The sequence below is a fragment of the Gordonia sp. SCSIO 19800 genome (assembly GCF_018132775.1).
GTDB classification, from domain to species: Bacteria; Actinomycetota; Actinomycetes; order Mycobacteriales; family Mycobacteriaceae; genus Gordonia; species Gordonia hongkongensis.
This window is the reverse complement of sequence record NZ_JAGRQM010000029.1, coordinates 1-14429: the sequence shown is the minus strand read 5'-3', so window position 1 is coordinate 14429 and position 14429 is coordinate 1. Positions and strand designations below refer to the sequence as shown.

Annotated in this window: 17 protein-coding genes; 8 read left to right on the top strand and 9 right to left on the bottom strand. The window is 69.2% G+C overall.

What is annotated here, in order from left to right; genetic code table 11:
• Positions 1 to 26: 26 nt before the first annotated feature.
• Positions 27 to 761, top strand: a complete 735-nt coding sequence (locus KB201_RS22515; RefSeq protein WP_058251898.1) for a TetR/AcrR family transcriptional regulator — start codon at positions 27 to 29, stop codon at positions 759 to 761.
• 78 nt (positions 762 to 839) lie between these two features.
• Here the strand turns inward: KB201_RS22515 and KB201_RS22510 are convergent, their stop codons facing one another.
• Positions 840 to 1070 (bottom strand): DUF3107 domain-containing protein, encoded by a 231-nt coding sequence (locus KB201_RS22510; RefSeq protein WP_004023442.1) that lies wholly within the window; start codon positions 1068 to 1070, stop codon positions 840 to 842.
• A gap of 125 nt (positions 1071 to 1195) precedes the next feature.
• Complete coding sequence (locus tag KB201_RS22505; protein WP_211540536.1) at positions 1196 to 1909, bottom strand: ferritin-like fold-containing protein; 714 nt, start codon at positions 1907 to 1909, stop codon at positions 1196 to 1198.
• Positions 1910 to 2196: 287 nt separating this feature from the next.
• Between KB201_RS22505 and KB201_RS22500 the strand changes: the two genes are divergently transcribed.
• Both KB201_RS22500 and KB201_RS22495 read left to right on the top strand, forming a co-directional pair.
• The gene (locus tag KB201_RS22500; protein ID WP_211540535.1) at positions 2197 to 3807 is read left to right on the top strand and encodes a DEAD/DEAH box helicase; all 1611 of its coding nucleotides are present in this window, start codon (positions 2197 to 2199) and stop codon (positions 3805 to 3807) included.
• A gap of 16 nt (positions 3808 to 3823) precedes the next feature.
• Complete coding sequence (locus tag KB201_RS22495) at positions 3824 to 5098, top strand: hypothetical protein (RefSeq protein WP_211540534.1); 1275 nt, start codon at positions 3824 to 3826, stop codon at positions 5096 to 5098.
• A gap of 31 nt (positions 5099 to 5129) precedes the next feature.
• On the opposite strand, the gene KB201_RS22490 is transcribed toward KB201_RS22495, so the two are convergent.
• Both KB201_RS22490 and KB201_RS22485 read right to left on the bottom strand, forming a co-directional pair.
• Entirely contained in the window at positions 5130 to 5918 is a 789-nt protein-coding gene (locus KB201_RS22490) for a ParA family protein (protein ID WP_055475550.1), read from the bottom strand.
• Between the two features lie 100 nt (positions 5919 to 6018).
• Positions 6019 to 6450: a hypothetical protein gene (locus tag KB201_RS22485; RefSeq protein WP_058251900.1), complete on the bottom strand. Its 432-nt coding sequence runs from the start codon at positions 6448 to 6450 to the stop codon at positions 6019 to 6021.
• Positions 6451 to 6579: 129 nt separating this feature from the next.
• Here KB201_RS22485 and KB201_RS22480 point away from each other — a divergent pair, with 129 nt between their 5' ends.
• Positions 6580 to 7530 (top strand): diacylglycerol kinase family protein, encoded by a 951-nt coding sequence (locus tag KB201_RS22480; RefSeq protein WP_175401173.1) that lies wholly within the window; start codon positions 6580 to 6582, stop codon positions 7528 to 7530.
• On the opposite strand, the gene KB201_RS22475 is transcribed toward KB201_RS22480, so the two are convergent.
• Entirely contained in the window at positions 7467 to 8657 is a 1191-nt protein-coding gene (locus tag KB201_RS22475; protein WP_058251902.1) for an MFS transporter, read from the bottom strand. The genes KB201_RS22480 and KB201_RS22475 overlap by 64 nt on opposite strands.
• 413 nt (positions 8658 to 9070) lie before the next feature.
• Between KB201_RS22475 and KB201_RS22470 the strand changes: the two genes are divergently transcribed.
• Positions 9071 to 9325 (top strand): WhiB family transcriptional regulator, encoded by a 255-nt coding sequence (locus KB201_RS22470; RefSeq protein WP_004023450.1) that lies wholly within the window; start codon positions 9071 to 9073, stop codon positions 9323 to 9325.
• Positions 9326 to 9446: 121 nt separating this feature from the next.
• On the opposite strand, the gene KB201_RS22465 is transcribed toward KB201_RS22470, so the two are convergent.
• The gene (locus KB201_RS22465) at positions 9447 to 10952 is read right to left on the bottom strand and encodes a sensor histidine kinase (RefSeq protein WP_058251903.1); all 1506 of its coding nucleotides are present in this window, start codon (positions 10950 to 10952) and stop codon (positions 9447 to 9449) included.
• Between the two features lie 39 nt (positions 10953 to 10991).
• A complete protein-coding gene (locus KB201_RS22460; RefSeq protein ID WP_055475555.1) occupies positions 10992 to 11207 on the bottom strand; it encodes a biotin/lipoyl-binding carrier protein in 216 nt (71 codons plus the stop codon).
• Positions 11208 to 11450: 243 nt separating this feature from the next.
• On the opposite strand from KB201_RS22460, the gene KB201_RS25300 reads away from it, so the two are divergent.
• Positions 11451 to 11525: a 50S ribosomal protein bL37 gene (locus KB201_RS25300; protein WP_369758845.1), complete on the top strand. Its 75-nt coding sequence runs from the start codon at positions 11451 to 11453 to the stop codon at positions 11523 to 11525.
• 96 nt (positions 11526 to 11621) lie between these two features.
• Here the strand turns inward: KB201_RS25300 and rsrA are convergent, their stop codons facing one another.
• Complete coding sequence (rsrA, locus tag KB201_RS22455; protein WP_055475556.1) at positions 11622 to 11909, bottom strand: mycothiol system anti-sigma-R factor; 288 nt, start codon at positions 11907 to 11909, stop codon at positions 11622 to 11624.
• Positions 11906 to 12715 carry a sigma-70 family RNA polymerase sigma factor gene (locus KB201_RS22450; RefSeq protein WP_078113362.1) on the bottom strand — a complete coding sequence of 270 codons (810 nt, stop codon included), beginning with the start codon at positions 12713 to 12715 and terminating at the stop codon, positions 11906 to 11908. Before KB201_RS22450 ends, rsrA begins: the two co-directional genes overlap by 4 nt.
• A 177-nt stretch (positions 12716 to 12892) precedes the next feature.
• Here KB201_RS22450 and ybaK point away from each other — a divergent pair, with 177 nt between their 5' ends.
• Both ybaK and KB201_RS22440 read left to right on the top strand, forming a co-directional pair.
• Complete coding sequence (ybaK, locus tag KB201_RS22445) at positions 12893 to 13390, top strand: Cys-tRNA(Pro) deacylase (protein ID WP_078113361.1); 498 nt, start codon at positions 12893 to 12895, stop codon at positions 13388 to 13390.
• A gap of 65 nt (positions 13391 to 13455) precedes the next feature.
• On the top strand, positions 13456 to 14232 hold the full coding sequence (locus KB201_RS22440; protein WP_078113387.1) for an SOS response-associated peptidase: 777 nt from the start codon (positions 13456 to 13458) through the stop codon (positions 14230 to 14232).
• Positions 14233 to 14429 lie beyond the last annotated feature (197 nt).

The window sequence follows — 14429 nt, the reverse complement described above, 5'->3', positions numbered from 1 at the left end:
AAGCTCCGCCGAGTACTCTCTTGGGCATGTCGACCGCAACCAACGCGTCCGCCGTGCCCGGCCGCAGCACTCGCCTGCCGCGCAGCGCACGACGTATGCAGTTGCTCGACGCGGCCAGTGAGATCTTCGTCGAACGCGGCTACCACGCGGCCGGCATGGATGAGATCGCGGTGCACGCGGGAGTGAGCAAACCCGTTCTGTATCAACACTTCCCGTCGAAGCTCGACCTCTACATCGCGGTCGTGGACAGCCACGCCGAGAAGCTGGTCAGCGACGTCAACACCGCCCTGCGGACGACCACCGACAACCGCAAGCGCGTCCGTGCCGCGGTCCAGGCCTTCTTCGACTTCATCGATCAGGACAACTCGGGCTACCGGTTGATCTTCTCCTCCGACGCCTCCGATCCCGCCGTCATCCGCCGGGTGGAGGGCGCGACCGAGGCGTGCGTCGACGCCGTGTACGGCCTGGTCATGCACGATTCCGGTCTCGATCCGTACCGTTCGCGGATGCTCGCGTCGGGGCTCGTCGGTGCCAGCCAGGTCAACGCCCGCTACTGGCTCGAGGCCAAGCGCCCGGTCGACAAGCAGACCGCCGTGGACACCACGGTCGCCCTCCTCTGGGGCGGGTTGTCGCACTTCCCGCGACAGACGGCGTCGGCTGACGCGCAGCCGGTTGTCGAGCCGAGTGTGGCCGACGCGCAGCCGGATGCGACCGGCGCCGGGAGCGAAGCGAGCGGGCCGACTGTCAACGGCACTGCCTGAACCACTTGCGACACGAGAAGGGGCCTGCACGCCATCCGGCGTACAGGCCCCTTCTCGTCGATCTGGTTGCGCGGCCGGTCAGGAACCGAATCCGACGCGGCGGTTCTCCGACGCGCCCACCTCGACATAGGCGATCTTGGTGACCGGGATCAGGTAGCGGGCGCCCTTGTCGTCCACGAGGGACAACAGCTGCTGCTTGCCACCCAGTGCCGCCTCGACCTCGGCGAAGGCCTTGTCGCTGGTCAGGGTCGACGCGATGGTCAGCTCCCGCGGGCTGTCGGTGATGCCGATCTTCACTTCCACGGCCATGTGCCGCCCTCCTCGGTGTCTGTCAACGCTTGCCGCACAAGGCTAGTGCAGCCGGGGTGCGGCGGGACAGCCACTCCGCTCAGAGCGAAACACCGTCGGCCGACTCCGCCGTGGTCAGGTCCGGCTCAGGCTAGGCCGAGGTCGGCCATCCGCTCGGCGTGTTTGCCGGCGACGACGTCGAAGAACCCGGCGACGCCGGTCAGCGAACTGGCCCCGGCGAAGAGCAGATCGGTGACCTCTTCCTCGGCGGCGAGAACCCACTGCGCATGGGTGATGGCCTCGCCGAGCAGCCGGCGGCCCCACAACACCAGGGCCGATTTGATCGACGGGTCGGCCTCGACGGCCGCCCGGACCTGTTCACGGGCGAACTGGGAGTTGGCGGTTTCCGACATCACCTCGGCCATCACGGCCTGCGAGTCCGGCGGCAGCATGTCGGAGAGCTCGGCGTAGAAGTCGGCCGCGAGTCCGTCGCCGACATACGCCTTGACCAGCGCCTCGTACCAGGTCTTCGGCGTCGTCGCGCGGTGATACTGATCGAACACCGAACGGTAGCGCTCGACGGCTTCCGCGACGCCGAGGCCGGTCATCGCCTCCACCCGCTCGGCGAGCCGGTCGAAGTGGCCGACCTCGGAGGCCGCCATCCGGGCGATCGCGATGCGGCTGGGCACATCCGGCGCCATCGCCGACTCCTCGATGAGCCGGTGGAACGCGGCGAATTCGCCGGCGAGCAGCACGGCGAACAGCTTCCCGATCGCCGAATCCCGCATCTCGGCCGACGCCACCGAGGTGGACGTCGCAGGTGACGGGGTCGACTCGGACGGGTCGGATGCAGGCGCCATGAGGTGATGGTAGCGGGCCGCCGCGGGGCACCAAGTACACTCGACGGCGGTGCACTCCGACGGGACCCCCCGTCGCTTGTCCGCTGAGCTGCGCGTGGAGCGCGTGCTCGCCGGCGCGAGCGTGTGGATGTGACGACGGCGTTGCTCGCCGAACTGCGAGTTCCTCGCGATACCCGGTCACATCCCCGGTGCCACTACGACATATGCGCGTGCACTTTCGAGCCTTCTCCGTGCGCGCACCGAAACACATCGCGCGCAGACCGGCCCAGAAAGGCACACAACCGCACATGAGCGATTCCGCCGTGCAGACGACCATCGTCGACGACACCCACACCGCCCCCACCTTCGCCGAGCTCGGCGTCGACGACCGTATCGTCTCGGCCCTCGCCGCAGACGGCAAGACCCACACCTTCGCGATCCAGGAACTGACCCTGCCGCTGGCGCTCGAAGGCCACGACCTCATCGGCCAGGCCCGCACCGGCATGGGCAAGACCTTCGGTTTCGGCATCCCGCTGCTGCACCGGCTCGCCCATGCCGAGGAGTCCGGGGTCCGTCCGCTGGACAACACGCCCCGCGCGCTGATCATCGTGCCCACGCGCGAGCTGTGCGTGCAGGTGACCGGCGATCTCCAGGTGGCGGCGCCGTCGCTCGAGGTCACCCTGGCCGATGGCACGAAGCGTCCCCTGAAGGTCACCTCGATCTACGGTGGCCGTCCGTACGAGTCGCAGATCGCCGAGCTGCAGTCCGGCGTCGATGTCGTGGTCGGCACCCCGGGCCGGCTCCTCGACCTCGCCCAGCAGGGCCACCTCGTCCTCGGCAAGGTGTCGATCCTGGTTCTCGACGAGGCCGACGAGATGCTCGACCTCGGCTTCCTGCCCGACATCGAGCGCATCATGTCCGCACTACCGACGCCTCGTCAGACGATGCTGTTCTCGGCGACCATGCCCGGTCCGATCGTCACCCTGGCCCGCACGTTCCTGAACCGGCCGACCCACATCCGGGCCGAGAACGCCAACGACTCCGCGGTCCACGACCGCACCAAGCAGTACGCCTACCGGGCGCACGCGCTGGACAAGGCCGAGCTCGTCGCCCGCATCCTGCAGGCCGAGGGTCGCGGCGCGACGATGATCTTCACCCGCACCAAGCGCACCGCGCAGAAGGTCGCCGACGATCTCGCCGAGCGCGGCTTCAAGGTCGGCGCGGTCCACGGCGATCTCAGCCAGGTCGCCCGCGAGAAGGCGCTCAAGCGGTTCCGCGACGGCACCATCGACGTGCTGGTCGCCACCGACGTGGCCGCCCGCGGCATCGACATCGACGACGTCACCCATGTCATCAACTACCAGTGCCCCGAAGACGACAAGACCTACGTGCACCGCATCGGCCGTACCGGTCGCGCCGGGCGCACGGGCATCGCGGTGACCCTCGTCGACTGGGATGAGCTGCACCGCTGGGAGCTCATCGACAAGGCGCTGAATCTAGGTATCCCCGATCCGCCGGAGACCTACTCGACGTCGGAACACCTCCGGTCGGACCTGTCGATCGACGAGTCGAAGACGGGGCGGATCGCCGCCGCCAAGCCGCCGCGCGACCCCGACGAGACGCGGGAGACGCGCGCGGACCGCGAGCCGCGCAAGCGCTCGACCCGCACTCGCCGTCGCACCCGGGGCGGGCAGACGGACGCCAATGGGACGTCCACCGAATCGGCCGCCGAGACCACGACAACCGAGACCACGACGACCGAGTCCGGCGCCGACGCCGGAACGCCTGCCGCTGACGGCACCGCGAAGCCGCGCCGCCGTCGTCGCCGTCGAGGTGGCGCCAACCGCAAGCCCGCCGGCGAGCAGACCGCCGCGTCCGACGCCGGCGCGTCGGAGTCCACGGCAGCTGTCGCCGACTGACCACCGGCTGACCCGCGTGGCACGAGTCAGGCCCGAACGGCGCCGCCCGATCGATCTCGCGGTCACCGCGGCCATCGTGGTCGTCGTCGCGGCCCTGTGCGTCACCGCCTGGGCCCTCAGCCCGGTTCGCCACACCGCGAGCGTGCCGGCCGCGGCCGAACCCGCCGCGGTGCAGCCGGCACAGTCCGTGCCCGCGAGTTTCGTCGCGCGCTGGCGGGCCGACTCCGACGCCACCCGCGCCCCGGCCATCGGCACCTCCGCCGTCGTCACCGGGAACGGCGGACGGGTGGTCGGGCACGACCCGGCCACCGGTCGCGAACTCTGGTCGTACAGCCGCGATCTCGACCTGTGTGCGGTCGGCACCGCCTGGACCGGGAGCGCCGATCTGGCGCTGGCCGTGTACCGCAACAGCCGCGGCTGCTCGGAGGTGACCGCGCTCGATGCGGGCACCGGCAGCCGGAAGGGCGCCCGCACCAGCGACGCCGACCCGGAGGTCCGGCTCGCGACCGACTCGGGGTACGTCGTCGCGCAGGGCCCCCGCCGGATGGAGACCTGGGGTTCCAATCTCGTTCGCGGAATCGAATACGGCCGGGTCGAGGCGCCGGTCCGACCGGAGGACGCGCCCGATCGCGTCGACTGCGAGCTGTTCTCGTCGGTGGTGTCGGGAGACCGGGTGGCCGTCGTCGAACGCTGCGCCGACGACCCCGGGTATCGGCTCACGGTCCTCGGCGCGGTACTCGGCGACGACGAGAAGGTCGAACAGTACGGGTCGACCCTCATCACCGGCGACGTGAGCGGACCGCCGCCCGTGGTCATCGCGATGTCGTCGTCGGGGATCGCCGTGTACGACGGTGGCGCCGCACCGGCCGAACCGCCCACGTTCGACGCCGAGAGCGGGCCGGCGATCCGCCGGTTCGACACCGACGCGAACGCAGCGGGGACCAACACCGTCGCCGGCGACTCGACGCCACCCGCCGGCAGCGCCCCGATCTCCTCCGACGGGATCGTCACCTACTGGACCGGGAAGGCGACCGTCGTCCTGAATGCCCAGACACTGAATCCGATCTACCAGGTCCCCGGCACATTGGGACCCGGCCAGATGATGGCGGGACAACTCCTGCTGCCGAGTACCACCGGGATCAGCGTCCGCGACGTCGCGACCGGCCGGGAGATCCGGTCCATCCCGCTCGCCCGGAGCGAACCGGCCGCGCCCGTGGTGAGTCTGCGTGTCCTCGGCGACATCGTCGTCGAACAGCACGGACCCCGGATCGAGGCCTTCGGCCCGGGCTGACCCCCACGGCCCCCGACCGCAGACCCGACTGTCAGACCTCGAAGGTGCCGACCTCGGCGCCCGCCTCCCAGTGCTTCCACAGATTCTCGGCGAGCGCGCGATATGCCGTCGCGCCCTTGTTCTTTCGGCCCCGCATGACCGACGTCCCGGAGGCGGAGGCCTCGGCGAAACGCACTGTGCGCGGGATGGGCGGGTCGAGCACCGGCAGGTCGTACCGATCGGCGACGTCGGCGAGAACGTCGCGGCTGTGCGTGGTCCGGGCGTCGAAGAGGGTGGCCACCGCACCCAGCATCGTGAGGTTCGGGTTGGTGATCTGCTGGACCTCCCGGACGGTGCGCAACAACTGTCCGACGCCGCGATGGGCGAGCGTCTCACATTGCAGCGGCACGATCACCTCGTCGGCCGCGGTGAGACCGTTCAGCGTGAGGACGCCGAGCGACGGCGGGCAGTCGACGATCACGACGTCGAAGTCCTCGCTCACCTCCGCGAGTGCACGCTTGAGGGCATACTCCCGCCCCGGGCGCATCAACAGCAGCGCCTCGGCGCCGGCCAGGTCGATGGTCGCCGGCAGCAAGGTGACCTTGTCCTCGGTGTCGAGCAGGACATCGGCGATCTCCTCGTCACCGAGCAACACGTCGTGGACCGAGGAGGTGAGCTGATCGGGATCGTGCCCGAGCGAGAAGGTGAGACACCCTTGCGGGTCGAGATCGACGACGAGGACCGAGACGTCGAGATCGGCGAGGGCGGCACCGAGGGACTCCACCGTGGTGGTCTTGGCGACCCCACCCTTCTGATTGGCAATCGCGAGGATGCGCGTCATGCGCCCTACTGTACGACCGCCCGGGCGTGGATCGTCGGATGAGAGTCCACCTCGGCTGCGCGGCGTACCCGGACGGAGGAGAACCGGCCGGAGGAGGATGTCAGCGCTCGGGTTCGAGCTCGTCGGCGAGCCACCTCATGGACGCCGGACTGAACAGCATCACCAGGACCGCGAGCGCCGCGAGCGCCAGCGGCACGCCGAACACCGGCCATCCGCTCGTGAACAGGTAATACGCCACCGGCAGCAGCAGGATCTGCGCCACCATGGCGATCGAGCGTCCCCACCGCCGCCCCGAGAGCAGCGCCAGACCGCCGACCAGTACTCCCCCGCCGATGATGCCGAACCAGGCCGCGGTGCCGTAGCCGCTGATGGTGGTCTCCTCGTGCCCGGCCAGGCCGCGCACGACCAGGATCACCGCGACCGCAACACCGGCCAGACCCTGCAGCGTGGTCACCGCACCCGCGATCTTGATCTGGCGCGGGGTCACCAACGGATCGGTGTCGGACTCCGGACGGCCGTTCTCGGTGCTCACCGTCCCAGGATATTTGGTCCTCTCGCGCGGACCTCCGCGGGTGTGCGCACCGGAGCGATGGCGCCGTACACATCCGCGCGATTACGCGCGGGCGGCGACGACCCCATATCCTCGGGTGTCGTGCGTGTCATGCTCATCGTCAACCCGTTCGCCACCGCGACCAGTCCGGCCGGCCGCGACGCGCTGGCGCACACCCTGAGCGCGCATTTCCACCTCGACGTCGAACTCACCACGCACCGCGGGCATGCGTTCGAGCTCGCCGCGCGCGCCGCGGCCGAGGACTTCGACACCGTCATCGTGCACGGCGGCGACGGATCGGTGAACGAGGCCGCCAACGGACTGCTCGACCCGCCGTCGAGCAGCGATCCCGACCGGCGGCGGCCCGCCCTGGCCGTGATCCCCGGCGGTAGCGCCAACGTCTTCGCGCGCACGCTGGGGATCGATCCCGACCCGCTGCTCGCGACACAGCAGATCATCACCCTCCTCGACGCGGGACGCAGTCGCCGGATCGGACTCGGCCACACCGACGACCGCTGGTTCCTGTTCAACACGGGCATGGGCATGGACGCGGTTGTCATCCACGCGATGGAGGACAAGCGGCACGCGGGCAAGACCGCGACGCCGGCCCGATACCTGTGGACCACGATCACCAGCTTCCTGAAGCAGTCCGGTTCGTCGGCCACGTTCGACGTCGAGATCCCCGGCCGGGACCGGATCGTCGGCGCGCGTTACGGTTTCGTGTCCAACACCAGCCCGTGGACCTATCTGGGACCGCGTGAGATCCGAACCAACCCCGGCACCGGTTTCCACACCGGCCTGGGGGTGTTCGTGGCGACCTCCACCGGCGTGTTCCGTAACCTCCCACTGGCGACGCGACTCCTGTCACAGGCAGATCCCAAGGCACGCCACCTCTTTCGGGATGACGACGTCGACGAGGTGTGCTTCCGCGCGGAGGCCCCCATCGACGTCCAGATGGACGGCGACTACATCGGGGCCTTCCGCGACATACGTTTTCGTCATCGCCGCGACGCCCTCACGGTCATCGCACCGCCGATCAGCACCGCCGACATCACGACGTAGGGCAGCGCCGCCGCCACGAAGAGCCCGGCCGGACCCAGCCATGTCGACCCCAACGCCCAGCCGGCGAAGGCCAGGATCGCGACCACCTCCTCGCCCATCCCGGCCAGCGAGGTGACGGTGGCCCGCGATGCCGAACTCAGATGGTCCTGCAGCTCGGCGTCGGCCACGACACGCGCCCACCCCAGGATCCCGAACGCCGTCGCGACGCCCGCGGCCCCCACCGGGTGCCCCCACAGCGCTGACCCGATGAACACGACCGCGCCCACCCCCACCGCCGGCCCGATCGCGTCGACCGACCGGAACCGCCCCGCCGCGAGCGCGCCGCCGATGTCACCGGCCGACACCACGATCATGAGCAGCGCGACCGCCGCCGGATCGGGCTCGGCGGCGGCGTCGACCACGAACGACGCGATCAGCAACGGGAGATACTCGTCGAGCGCCGCGACCCAGGTCAGCGCCACGCCCAGCAGCAACATGCGCCGTGCGACCGGCTGCGTCCGCACCGAGCCCCAGCCGTGGCGGACGATCTCCCGCCAACCGAGGTCGGGGTCCGCGTCCTCGGGTTCCGGTGGATCGGCGGCCTCCCGAGCCTTCTCGGGCAGCATCGCCGACATCACCGAACACAACACGCAGGCGACGACGCTGGCGGCGCCCACGGCGTCGTAACCGCCCCACGCGAACAACGGTGCGGCCGCCGCGGTGCCGCCGATCACTCCGACGGCCCCGGCCGCCCGCATGAGCCCGGTCAGTCGGGCGTAGTCCTGCGAGCGCCCCAGCCGGTTCAGCTCGTCGTAGACCAGCGCCTGTGTCGTGCCGGACCGCAACGCTCCACCGAGGGCCCACAGGACGAATCCGGCGGCGAAGGCGACGAACGACGGCGCCACCGTCCACAGCGCGAAACCCGACGCGGTGATCAGCGGACCGGCGACCAGCAGCTTGCGTCGGGACACGCGGTCGGCCAGCACACCGGTGGGGACCTCGACGATCACCGACGACACCGACCAGATGACGAACAGCGCCGAGATCTCGGCGGGCCCGAGCCCGGCGCCCGGGATCCCGGGGTCGGCGAACAGGACGGCGTACAGCGGATAGAGCGGGATGAGGTCTTCGAGGAGGGCGGAGCCCACCGCCGCGGCTGTCAGCCTGCGGTGGGGCCGCCGGGGCGGTGTGGATCAACATCGTCGGCGCATGTGGTGAACACTACCCTCGGCGTCCGGCCACGTCACGAGCGTTTTCACCGGCGACGGGGTCCCGACCTGCAGAAAGTCGTCGACAGTACCGCCGCGAGACGCGTAGGCTACAACAAGGCCGTGAGACAAAGTGCCCGGACCCCCCTTCGGGAGTCCGCGACCGGAGTGCTAGGCGGGCGACGTGATGTTGCCCACGTGTGAAGCAAACCCATTGACTTCGGCCCGATTCGTGAAAGTATTCACAAGCAACAACGCGGAAACATTTGGTGCGCCGCGTGAACTGAGAGTTACAGCCGACAATCACCAGCAAGACGATCGAGTGGTGCGAACGCGCCCGAAGGAGTAGTGGAATGGACTGGCGTCACAAGGCCATCTGTCGCGACGAGGATCCGGAACTGTTCTTCCCCGTGGGGACCAGCGGCCCGGCCATCGCACAGGTCGCCGACGCGAAGCTCGTCTGCGCGCGGTGCCCCGTCACCGCCGACTGCCTGTCGTGGGCCCTCGAGTCCGGCCAGGATGCCGGAGTGTGGGGCGGCATGAGCGAGGACGAGCGACGCGCACTCAAGCGCCGTACCGCACGTACGCGTACCCGGAGCAGCGTCTAGGCCTCGACGGCCGGCGTCGTCCCGGACTCGAAGAAACCCGGCCACGGCCGGGTTTTTTCGTGCACTCGTCCCCACTGTCCGGCGGAAACCGCTGTCAGACAATGCGGTCCGCGACCACGGCTCACGAGCGTAGCGGAATGTAGACACCCACTTCGGTTCCCGGGCCACCCGGATTGGACCGGACATCGAGTTCACCGCCCAGTTCGATGGACACCAAGGTCTTGACGATCTGCAGGCCGAGATGGTCGGACGTGGCCAGATCGAAATGCTCCGGAAGACCGGAACCGTTGTCGCGGACCGCTATTCGAAGGCCGCGCACATCCCGCTCGGCGACGACCGCGATCTCGGCGTCATCGTGCGGCGCGCCGTCGAAGCCGTGTTCGATCGCGTTCTGGATGAGTTCGGTGAGGACCATCACCAGCGGCATCGCGAGTTCGGCGGTCAGCACGCCGAGCCGATCGCGATGGCGCACAGCCACCCTCGCCTCCCCCGACGCGACATCGACCAGGATCGGGACCAGACGATCGACGACCTCGTCGAGGTCGACCTCCTCGTCCACGCTGCCCGACAACAACTCGTGGACGAGCGCGATGGAGGCCACTCGGCGCACCGCCTCGTTGAGCGCCTCGCGGGCATCGGAGTTCGACGTGCGCCGCGCCTGTAGTCGCAACAGCGCCGAGACCGACTGCAGGTTGTTCTTCACCCGGTGGTGGATCTCGCGGATGGTGGCGTCTTTGCTGATGAGTGCGCGGTCGCGTCGCTTGACCTCGGTGACGTCCCGGATCAGGACGACGGTTCCGGTCGTCTCGCCCCGCGGACGGAGCGGCACGGCGCGGATCAGGGCCGTCGCGCGGCGGGCGTCTGCCTCCACGCGCATCCCGATGTCGCGGTAGGGGCCGGTCGGGATCTCGGCGACGCCGGCCGCGATGTCGAGCATCAGTGCGACGTCGTCGGCCTCGAACGGTTCGGTGATGAGTTGCTTGACGACGTCGGACAAGCGGGTGTGATTGAGTTCGGCGGTCCACCCCATCCGGTGGAAGGCCGACAGCGCGTTCGGGCTGGTGTAGGTGACGAGGCCCTGTCCGTCGAGACGGACGAAACCGTCGCCGGCGCGGGGCGTCGACAGCCCGCGCGGATTCCCCTCCTCGTGCGGAAAGGTGCCGTCGGCGACCATCTGGCACAGGTCGTCGGCCGAGTCCTGATAAGCGAGTTCGAGCGGCGACGGCAGGCGCGGGTGGGTGAGGTCGACAGCTCGGGTCGCCACGGCGATCACCTCGCCGTCGAAGCCGACCGGAACCGCTTCCTGCCGCATGGCCGTCGCGCCGAACCAGGTGGGGTCCTCGTCGCGCAGGATGCGGGCGGAGGTGAAGGCGCGCAACACCTGTGGATGGGCTTCGGTGTCGATGACGCGGCCGACCTCGTCGGTCGGGAAGACCGTCGAGGCCGTGTTGGGACGGCATTGCGCGACCGTGACGACCGCGGCCGCCTCCGTGCGCACCGACAACAGTAGGTCGGCGAACGAGAGGTCGGCGAGCAGTTGCCATTCGGCGACGAGGCGCTGCAGATGCGCGGCTGCCGAGTCGGACAGCGTGGTGTGTTCGGCGAGCAGGTCGGAGAGGGTGGACATCTCAGGACACGGGGGCGACGACGGGCCGGGGCCGGTTCACTACTCGTAGACGGCGATCACATCGCCGGCCTGGATGACGTCGCCGACCTCGACCTTGACCTCGGCGAGCGTGCCCGGCTCCTCGGCCAGCACGGGGATCTCCATCTTCATCGACTCGAGCAGGACCAGGGTGTCGCCGACCTCGATCTGCTCCCCCGCGGCGACGCGCACCTCGAGGACACTCGCGACGATCTCTGCCACAACGTCTTCTGCCATGCACCCAAATTAGCCCACGGCGTCGTACCCGGAGGGCCCGGTGCCGGGGGCGTCAGCAGAGGTGTTTTTGGTACGTGGAAGAATCCCTGAGACACTGTGATGTCCCGATCACCAGGGATGTCTTCCCCGGATGACACCAGGGATGTCCTCCCCGGCCGATGCCAGGGTTGTCTCAGCACAGCTGAACCAGTACACGGCGGGCCCGGTCCCACGGCGCCCGCCCCGCAATGAAGGAGATGCGTCATGGGAAAGCGCGGACGCAAGAAGCGTGCTCGTAAGAAGAACGCTGCCAACCACGGCAAGCGCCCCAACGCCTGATCACCGCACCACGCGGTCTCGGCGAGCGAGCAAGCCAAAAAGCCCGGGTACGGCCTTCACAGGCCGCCCGGGCTTTTTCGTGTGTTCTCGACGCGATCAGCGATCGGATTCGGAGACCTCGTGCACGATCACGGTCTTGCGGATCTCGATGCGCAGACGGTCGCGCAGGCTCTGCGGCGCCTGGTCGCCGCCGCACTTCCGGTTGACGAGCGCCTTGAGCTGCTGTTCGATGCCGTAGTGCGCCAGGCACGACGGGCAGGAGTCGAGATGGCCCTGGAGTCGTTCCCGGGCGTTCTGGTCGCACTCGTTGTCCAGCAGGAGCCAGACATCGGCGATGACGGCCGAGCAGTCGAGCTGGGTCAGCTCCGGATCGACGTCGCTCATCGCGCCACCTCCGCATCCGCCGCCGCACGTGCGGAACGATTGAACCCGCGCTCACGCGCGACGTCGGCCAGCAGCTCGCGCAGCTGACGGCGACCGCGGTGCAGTCGGGACATGACGGTACCGATCGGGGTGTCCATGATCTCGGCGATCTCCTTGTACGGCAGGCCTTCCACATCGGCGTAGTAGACGGCCATCCGGAAGTCTTCCGGCAATTCCTGCAGCGCGGCCTTGATCTCGTCGTCGGGGAGGGCGTCGAGCGCCTCGATCTCCGCCGACCGCAGCCCCTGCGAGGTGTGCTCGGCGGTCGCCGCGATCTGCCAGTCGGTGATCTCGTCGGTCGGGTACTGCGCGGGCTGACGCTGCTTCTTGCGGTAGCCGTTGATGTAGGTGTTGGTGAGAATCCGGTAGAGCCAGGCCTTGAGGTTGGTGCCCTCCCGGAACGACGCGAACGCGGTGAACGCCTTGATGTAGGTCTCCTGGACCAGGTCCTCGGCGTCGGCGGGATTGCGGGTCATCCGCAGCGCGGCACCGTACATCTGGTCGAGCAGCGGCAGCGCGTCGCGCTCGAACCGCTCGGTCAGCTGTTCCGGCGACTCGTTCGGATCGGCCCGGCGAGGCGCCTTGGCGGTCCCGGTACGGCCGGCATCGGGTGACTCTGTGTCGGATGCTTCTGTGTCGGACACTACGATCCCTTCGATGGGAGGCATCACGGAGATGTTGTCGATCAAGCTTACCGACCCGTCCCCCACCGAGAGAGGCCTCGGTTCGACGCGCTGCGGGAGCTCCATCACGGCCGCTGTGCTCATATGCCTCTGACCTCCTTCGTGTCCGTCTTCATACGTCCGTTGTCCGATCAGTCCCAACAGAGCGCACCGCGCGGTTTGTTCCCGGCCCGCCCCCGCGATCGTCTCGGCCCGGATCACCGCGGCCTCGTGCGCACGCGCGCAGCCGCTACCCCGCTCACGACCAGGAGGTAACCGACCATGGCGTCCACCCCGGCGATCGCCGCGCTCGAACGCGCCCGGATCGACCACTCGGTGCACCGGTACGCGCACGACCCCCGATCGGAGGCCTACGGCGCGGAGGCGGTCGCCGCCCTCGCCGAAACCCTCGGTGTCCGTGCCGAGCAGATCTTCAAGACGCTGGTCATCGAACTCTTTGGCGGGGACCGGCCCGGCCTGGCGGTGGCGGTGGTCCCGGTGCCGGCCAAGCTGTCGCTCAAATCGGCGGCCGCCGCACTCGGCGCGTCGAAGGCGAAGATGGCCGACGCCAAGGCGGTCACCCGGACCACCGGCTACGTTCTCGGCGGCGTGTCCCCGGTCGGCCAGCGGACCCTGTTGCCGACCGTCGTCGACTCCTCGGCCACGCATTTCGACCGGGTGCTGTGCAGCGCCGGCAAGCGCGGGCTCGAGATCGAGCTGGCCCCGGCCGATCTGGTGTCCGTCACCGAGGCCGTCGTCGCCGACATCGCCGTCGGCTGATCGTCGGCTGTCGGAACGGCCACTCATCCCGGTGGCGGGGCACCCACTAGGGCAGCATGGACACCATGTGCGGACGCTATGCGGTGACCACCGACCCGGCGAAGCTGGCAGCCGAGATCGATGCGGTCAACGAGGTACCCCAGCCGGCGGGTGCGGACTCCACCGATCTCGACGCGGCGCCCCGGTCACCGGGCGTGAACTACAACGTCGCGCCCACCACGACCGTGATGACCGTCGTCAAGCGACACTCGCCCGACGATCCCGACGACGATCCGCTGCTCCGCGTCCGCGCGATGCGCTGGGGGCTGGTGCCGCCGTGGGCCAAGGAGGTCGGGAAGGGGCCGCTGCTGTTCAACGCGCGCGCCGAGAGCGCCGCGGAGAAGAGTTCGTTCCGTTCGTCGGTCAAGTCGCGGCGTTGCCTCGTGCCGATGGACGGCTGGTACGAGTGGAAGAAGGGTCCGGCCGACAGCAAGGGCAAACCCACCAAGATCCCGTTCTTCATGTCGCCGCAGGACGGGACCCGGCTCTTCATGGCCGGGTTGTGGTCGGTCTGGCACCCCAAGACCGACCCCGAGTCGTCCGAGAAGGCCGCCCAGCCGCTGCTCAGTTGTTCCATCCTCACCACCGACGCGGTCGGGGAGCTGCGCGACGTCCACGACCGGATGCCGCTGATCATGCCGTACGAGCACTGGGATGCCTGGCTCGACCCGGACGGCCGGGCACCCGATGAGCTGTTCGCCCCACCCGCCGAGTCGCTGGTCGATGCGATCGCGATCCGCGAGGTCGCCCCGCTGGTCAACCGCGTCGCCAACAACGGGCCGGAGTTGCTGAACCCTTCGTGACGCGCCTTCCGCAAGCTCCGGGCGCTCCTCAGGGAGCAAGGGGTGAGGGCGCGCCTTCCGCAAGCTCCGGGCGCTCCTCAGGGAGCAAGGGGTGAGGGCGCGCCCTCCGCAAGCTCCGGGCGCTCCTAGTAATAGCTGGAAGGGCTGGTAACTGGGACATCCTCCTGATGTGGTCGTAGGGGCTTGGTTATCCCAAC

What these genes read in the sequence shown, in the direction of transcription:
- KB201_RS22515 (WP_058251898.1), top strand. Translation starts at nt 27, where the DNA reads ATGTCGACCGCAACCAACGCGTCCGCCGTGCCCGGCCGCAGCACTCGC.
- KB201_RS22510 (WP_004023442.1), bottom strand. Translation starts at nt 1,070, where the DNA reads ATGGCCGTGGAAGTGAAGATCGGCATCACCGACAGCCCGCGGGAGCTG.
- KB201_RS22505 (WP_211540536.1), bottom strand. Translation starts at nt 1,909, where the DNA reads ATGGCGCCTGCATCCGACCCGTCCGAGTCGACCCCGTCACCTGCGACG.
- KB201_RS22500 (WP_211540535.1), top strand. Translation starts at nt 2,197, where the DNA reads ATGAGCGATTCCGCCGTGCAGACGACCATCGTCGACGACACCCACACC.
- KB201_RS22490 (WP_055475550.1), bottom strand. Translation starts at nt 5,918, where the DNA reads ATGACGCGCATCCTCGCGATTGCCAATCAGAAGGGTGGGGTCGCCAAG.
- KB201_RS22480 (WP_175401173.1), top strand. Translation starts at nt 6,580, where the DNA reads ATGCTCATCGTCAACCCGTTCGCCACCGCGACCAGTCCGGCCGGCCGC.
- KB201_RS22470 (WP_004023450.1), top strand. Translation starts at nt 9,071, where the DNA reads ATGGACTGGCGTCACAAGGCCATCTGTCGCGACGAGGATCCGGAACTG.
- KB201_RS22465 (WP_058251903.1), bottom strand. Translation starts at nt 10,952, where the DNA reads ATGTCCACCCTCTCCGACCTGCTCGCCGAACACACCACGCTGTCCGAC.
- KB201_RS22460 (WP_055475555.1), bottom strand. Translation starts at nt 11,207, where the DNA reads ATGGCAGAAGACGTTGTGGCAGAGATCGTCGCGAGTGTCCTCGAGGTG.
- rsrA (WP_055475556.1), bottom strand. Translation starts at nt 11,909, where the DNA reads ATGAGCGACGTCGATCCGGAGCTGACCCAGCTCGACTGCTCGGCCGTC.
- KB201_RS22450 (WP_078113362.1), bottom strand. Translation starts at nt 12,715, where the DNA reads ATGAGCACAGCGGCCGTGATGGAGCTCCCGCAGCGCGTCGAACCGAGG.
- ybaK (WP_078113361.1), top strand. Translation starts at nt 12,893, where the DNA reads ATGGCGTCCACCCCGGCGATCGCCGCGCTCGAACGCGCCCGGATCGAC.
- KB201_RS22440 (WP_078113387.1), top strand. Translation starts at nt 13,456, where the DNA reads ATGTGCGGACGCTATGCGGTGACCACCGACCCGGCGAAGCTGGCAGCC.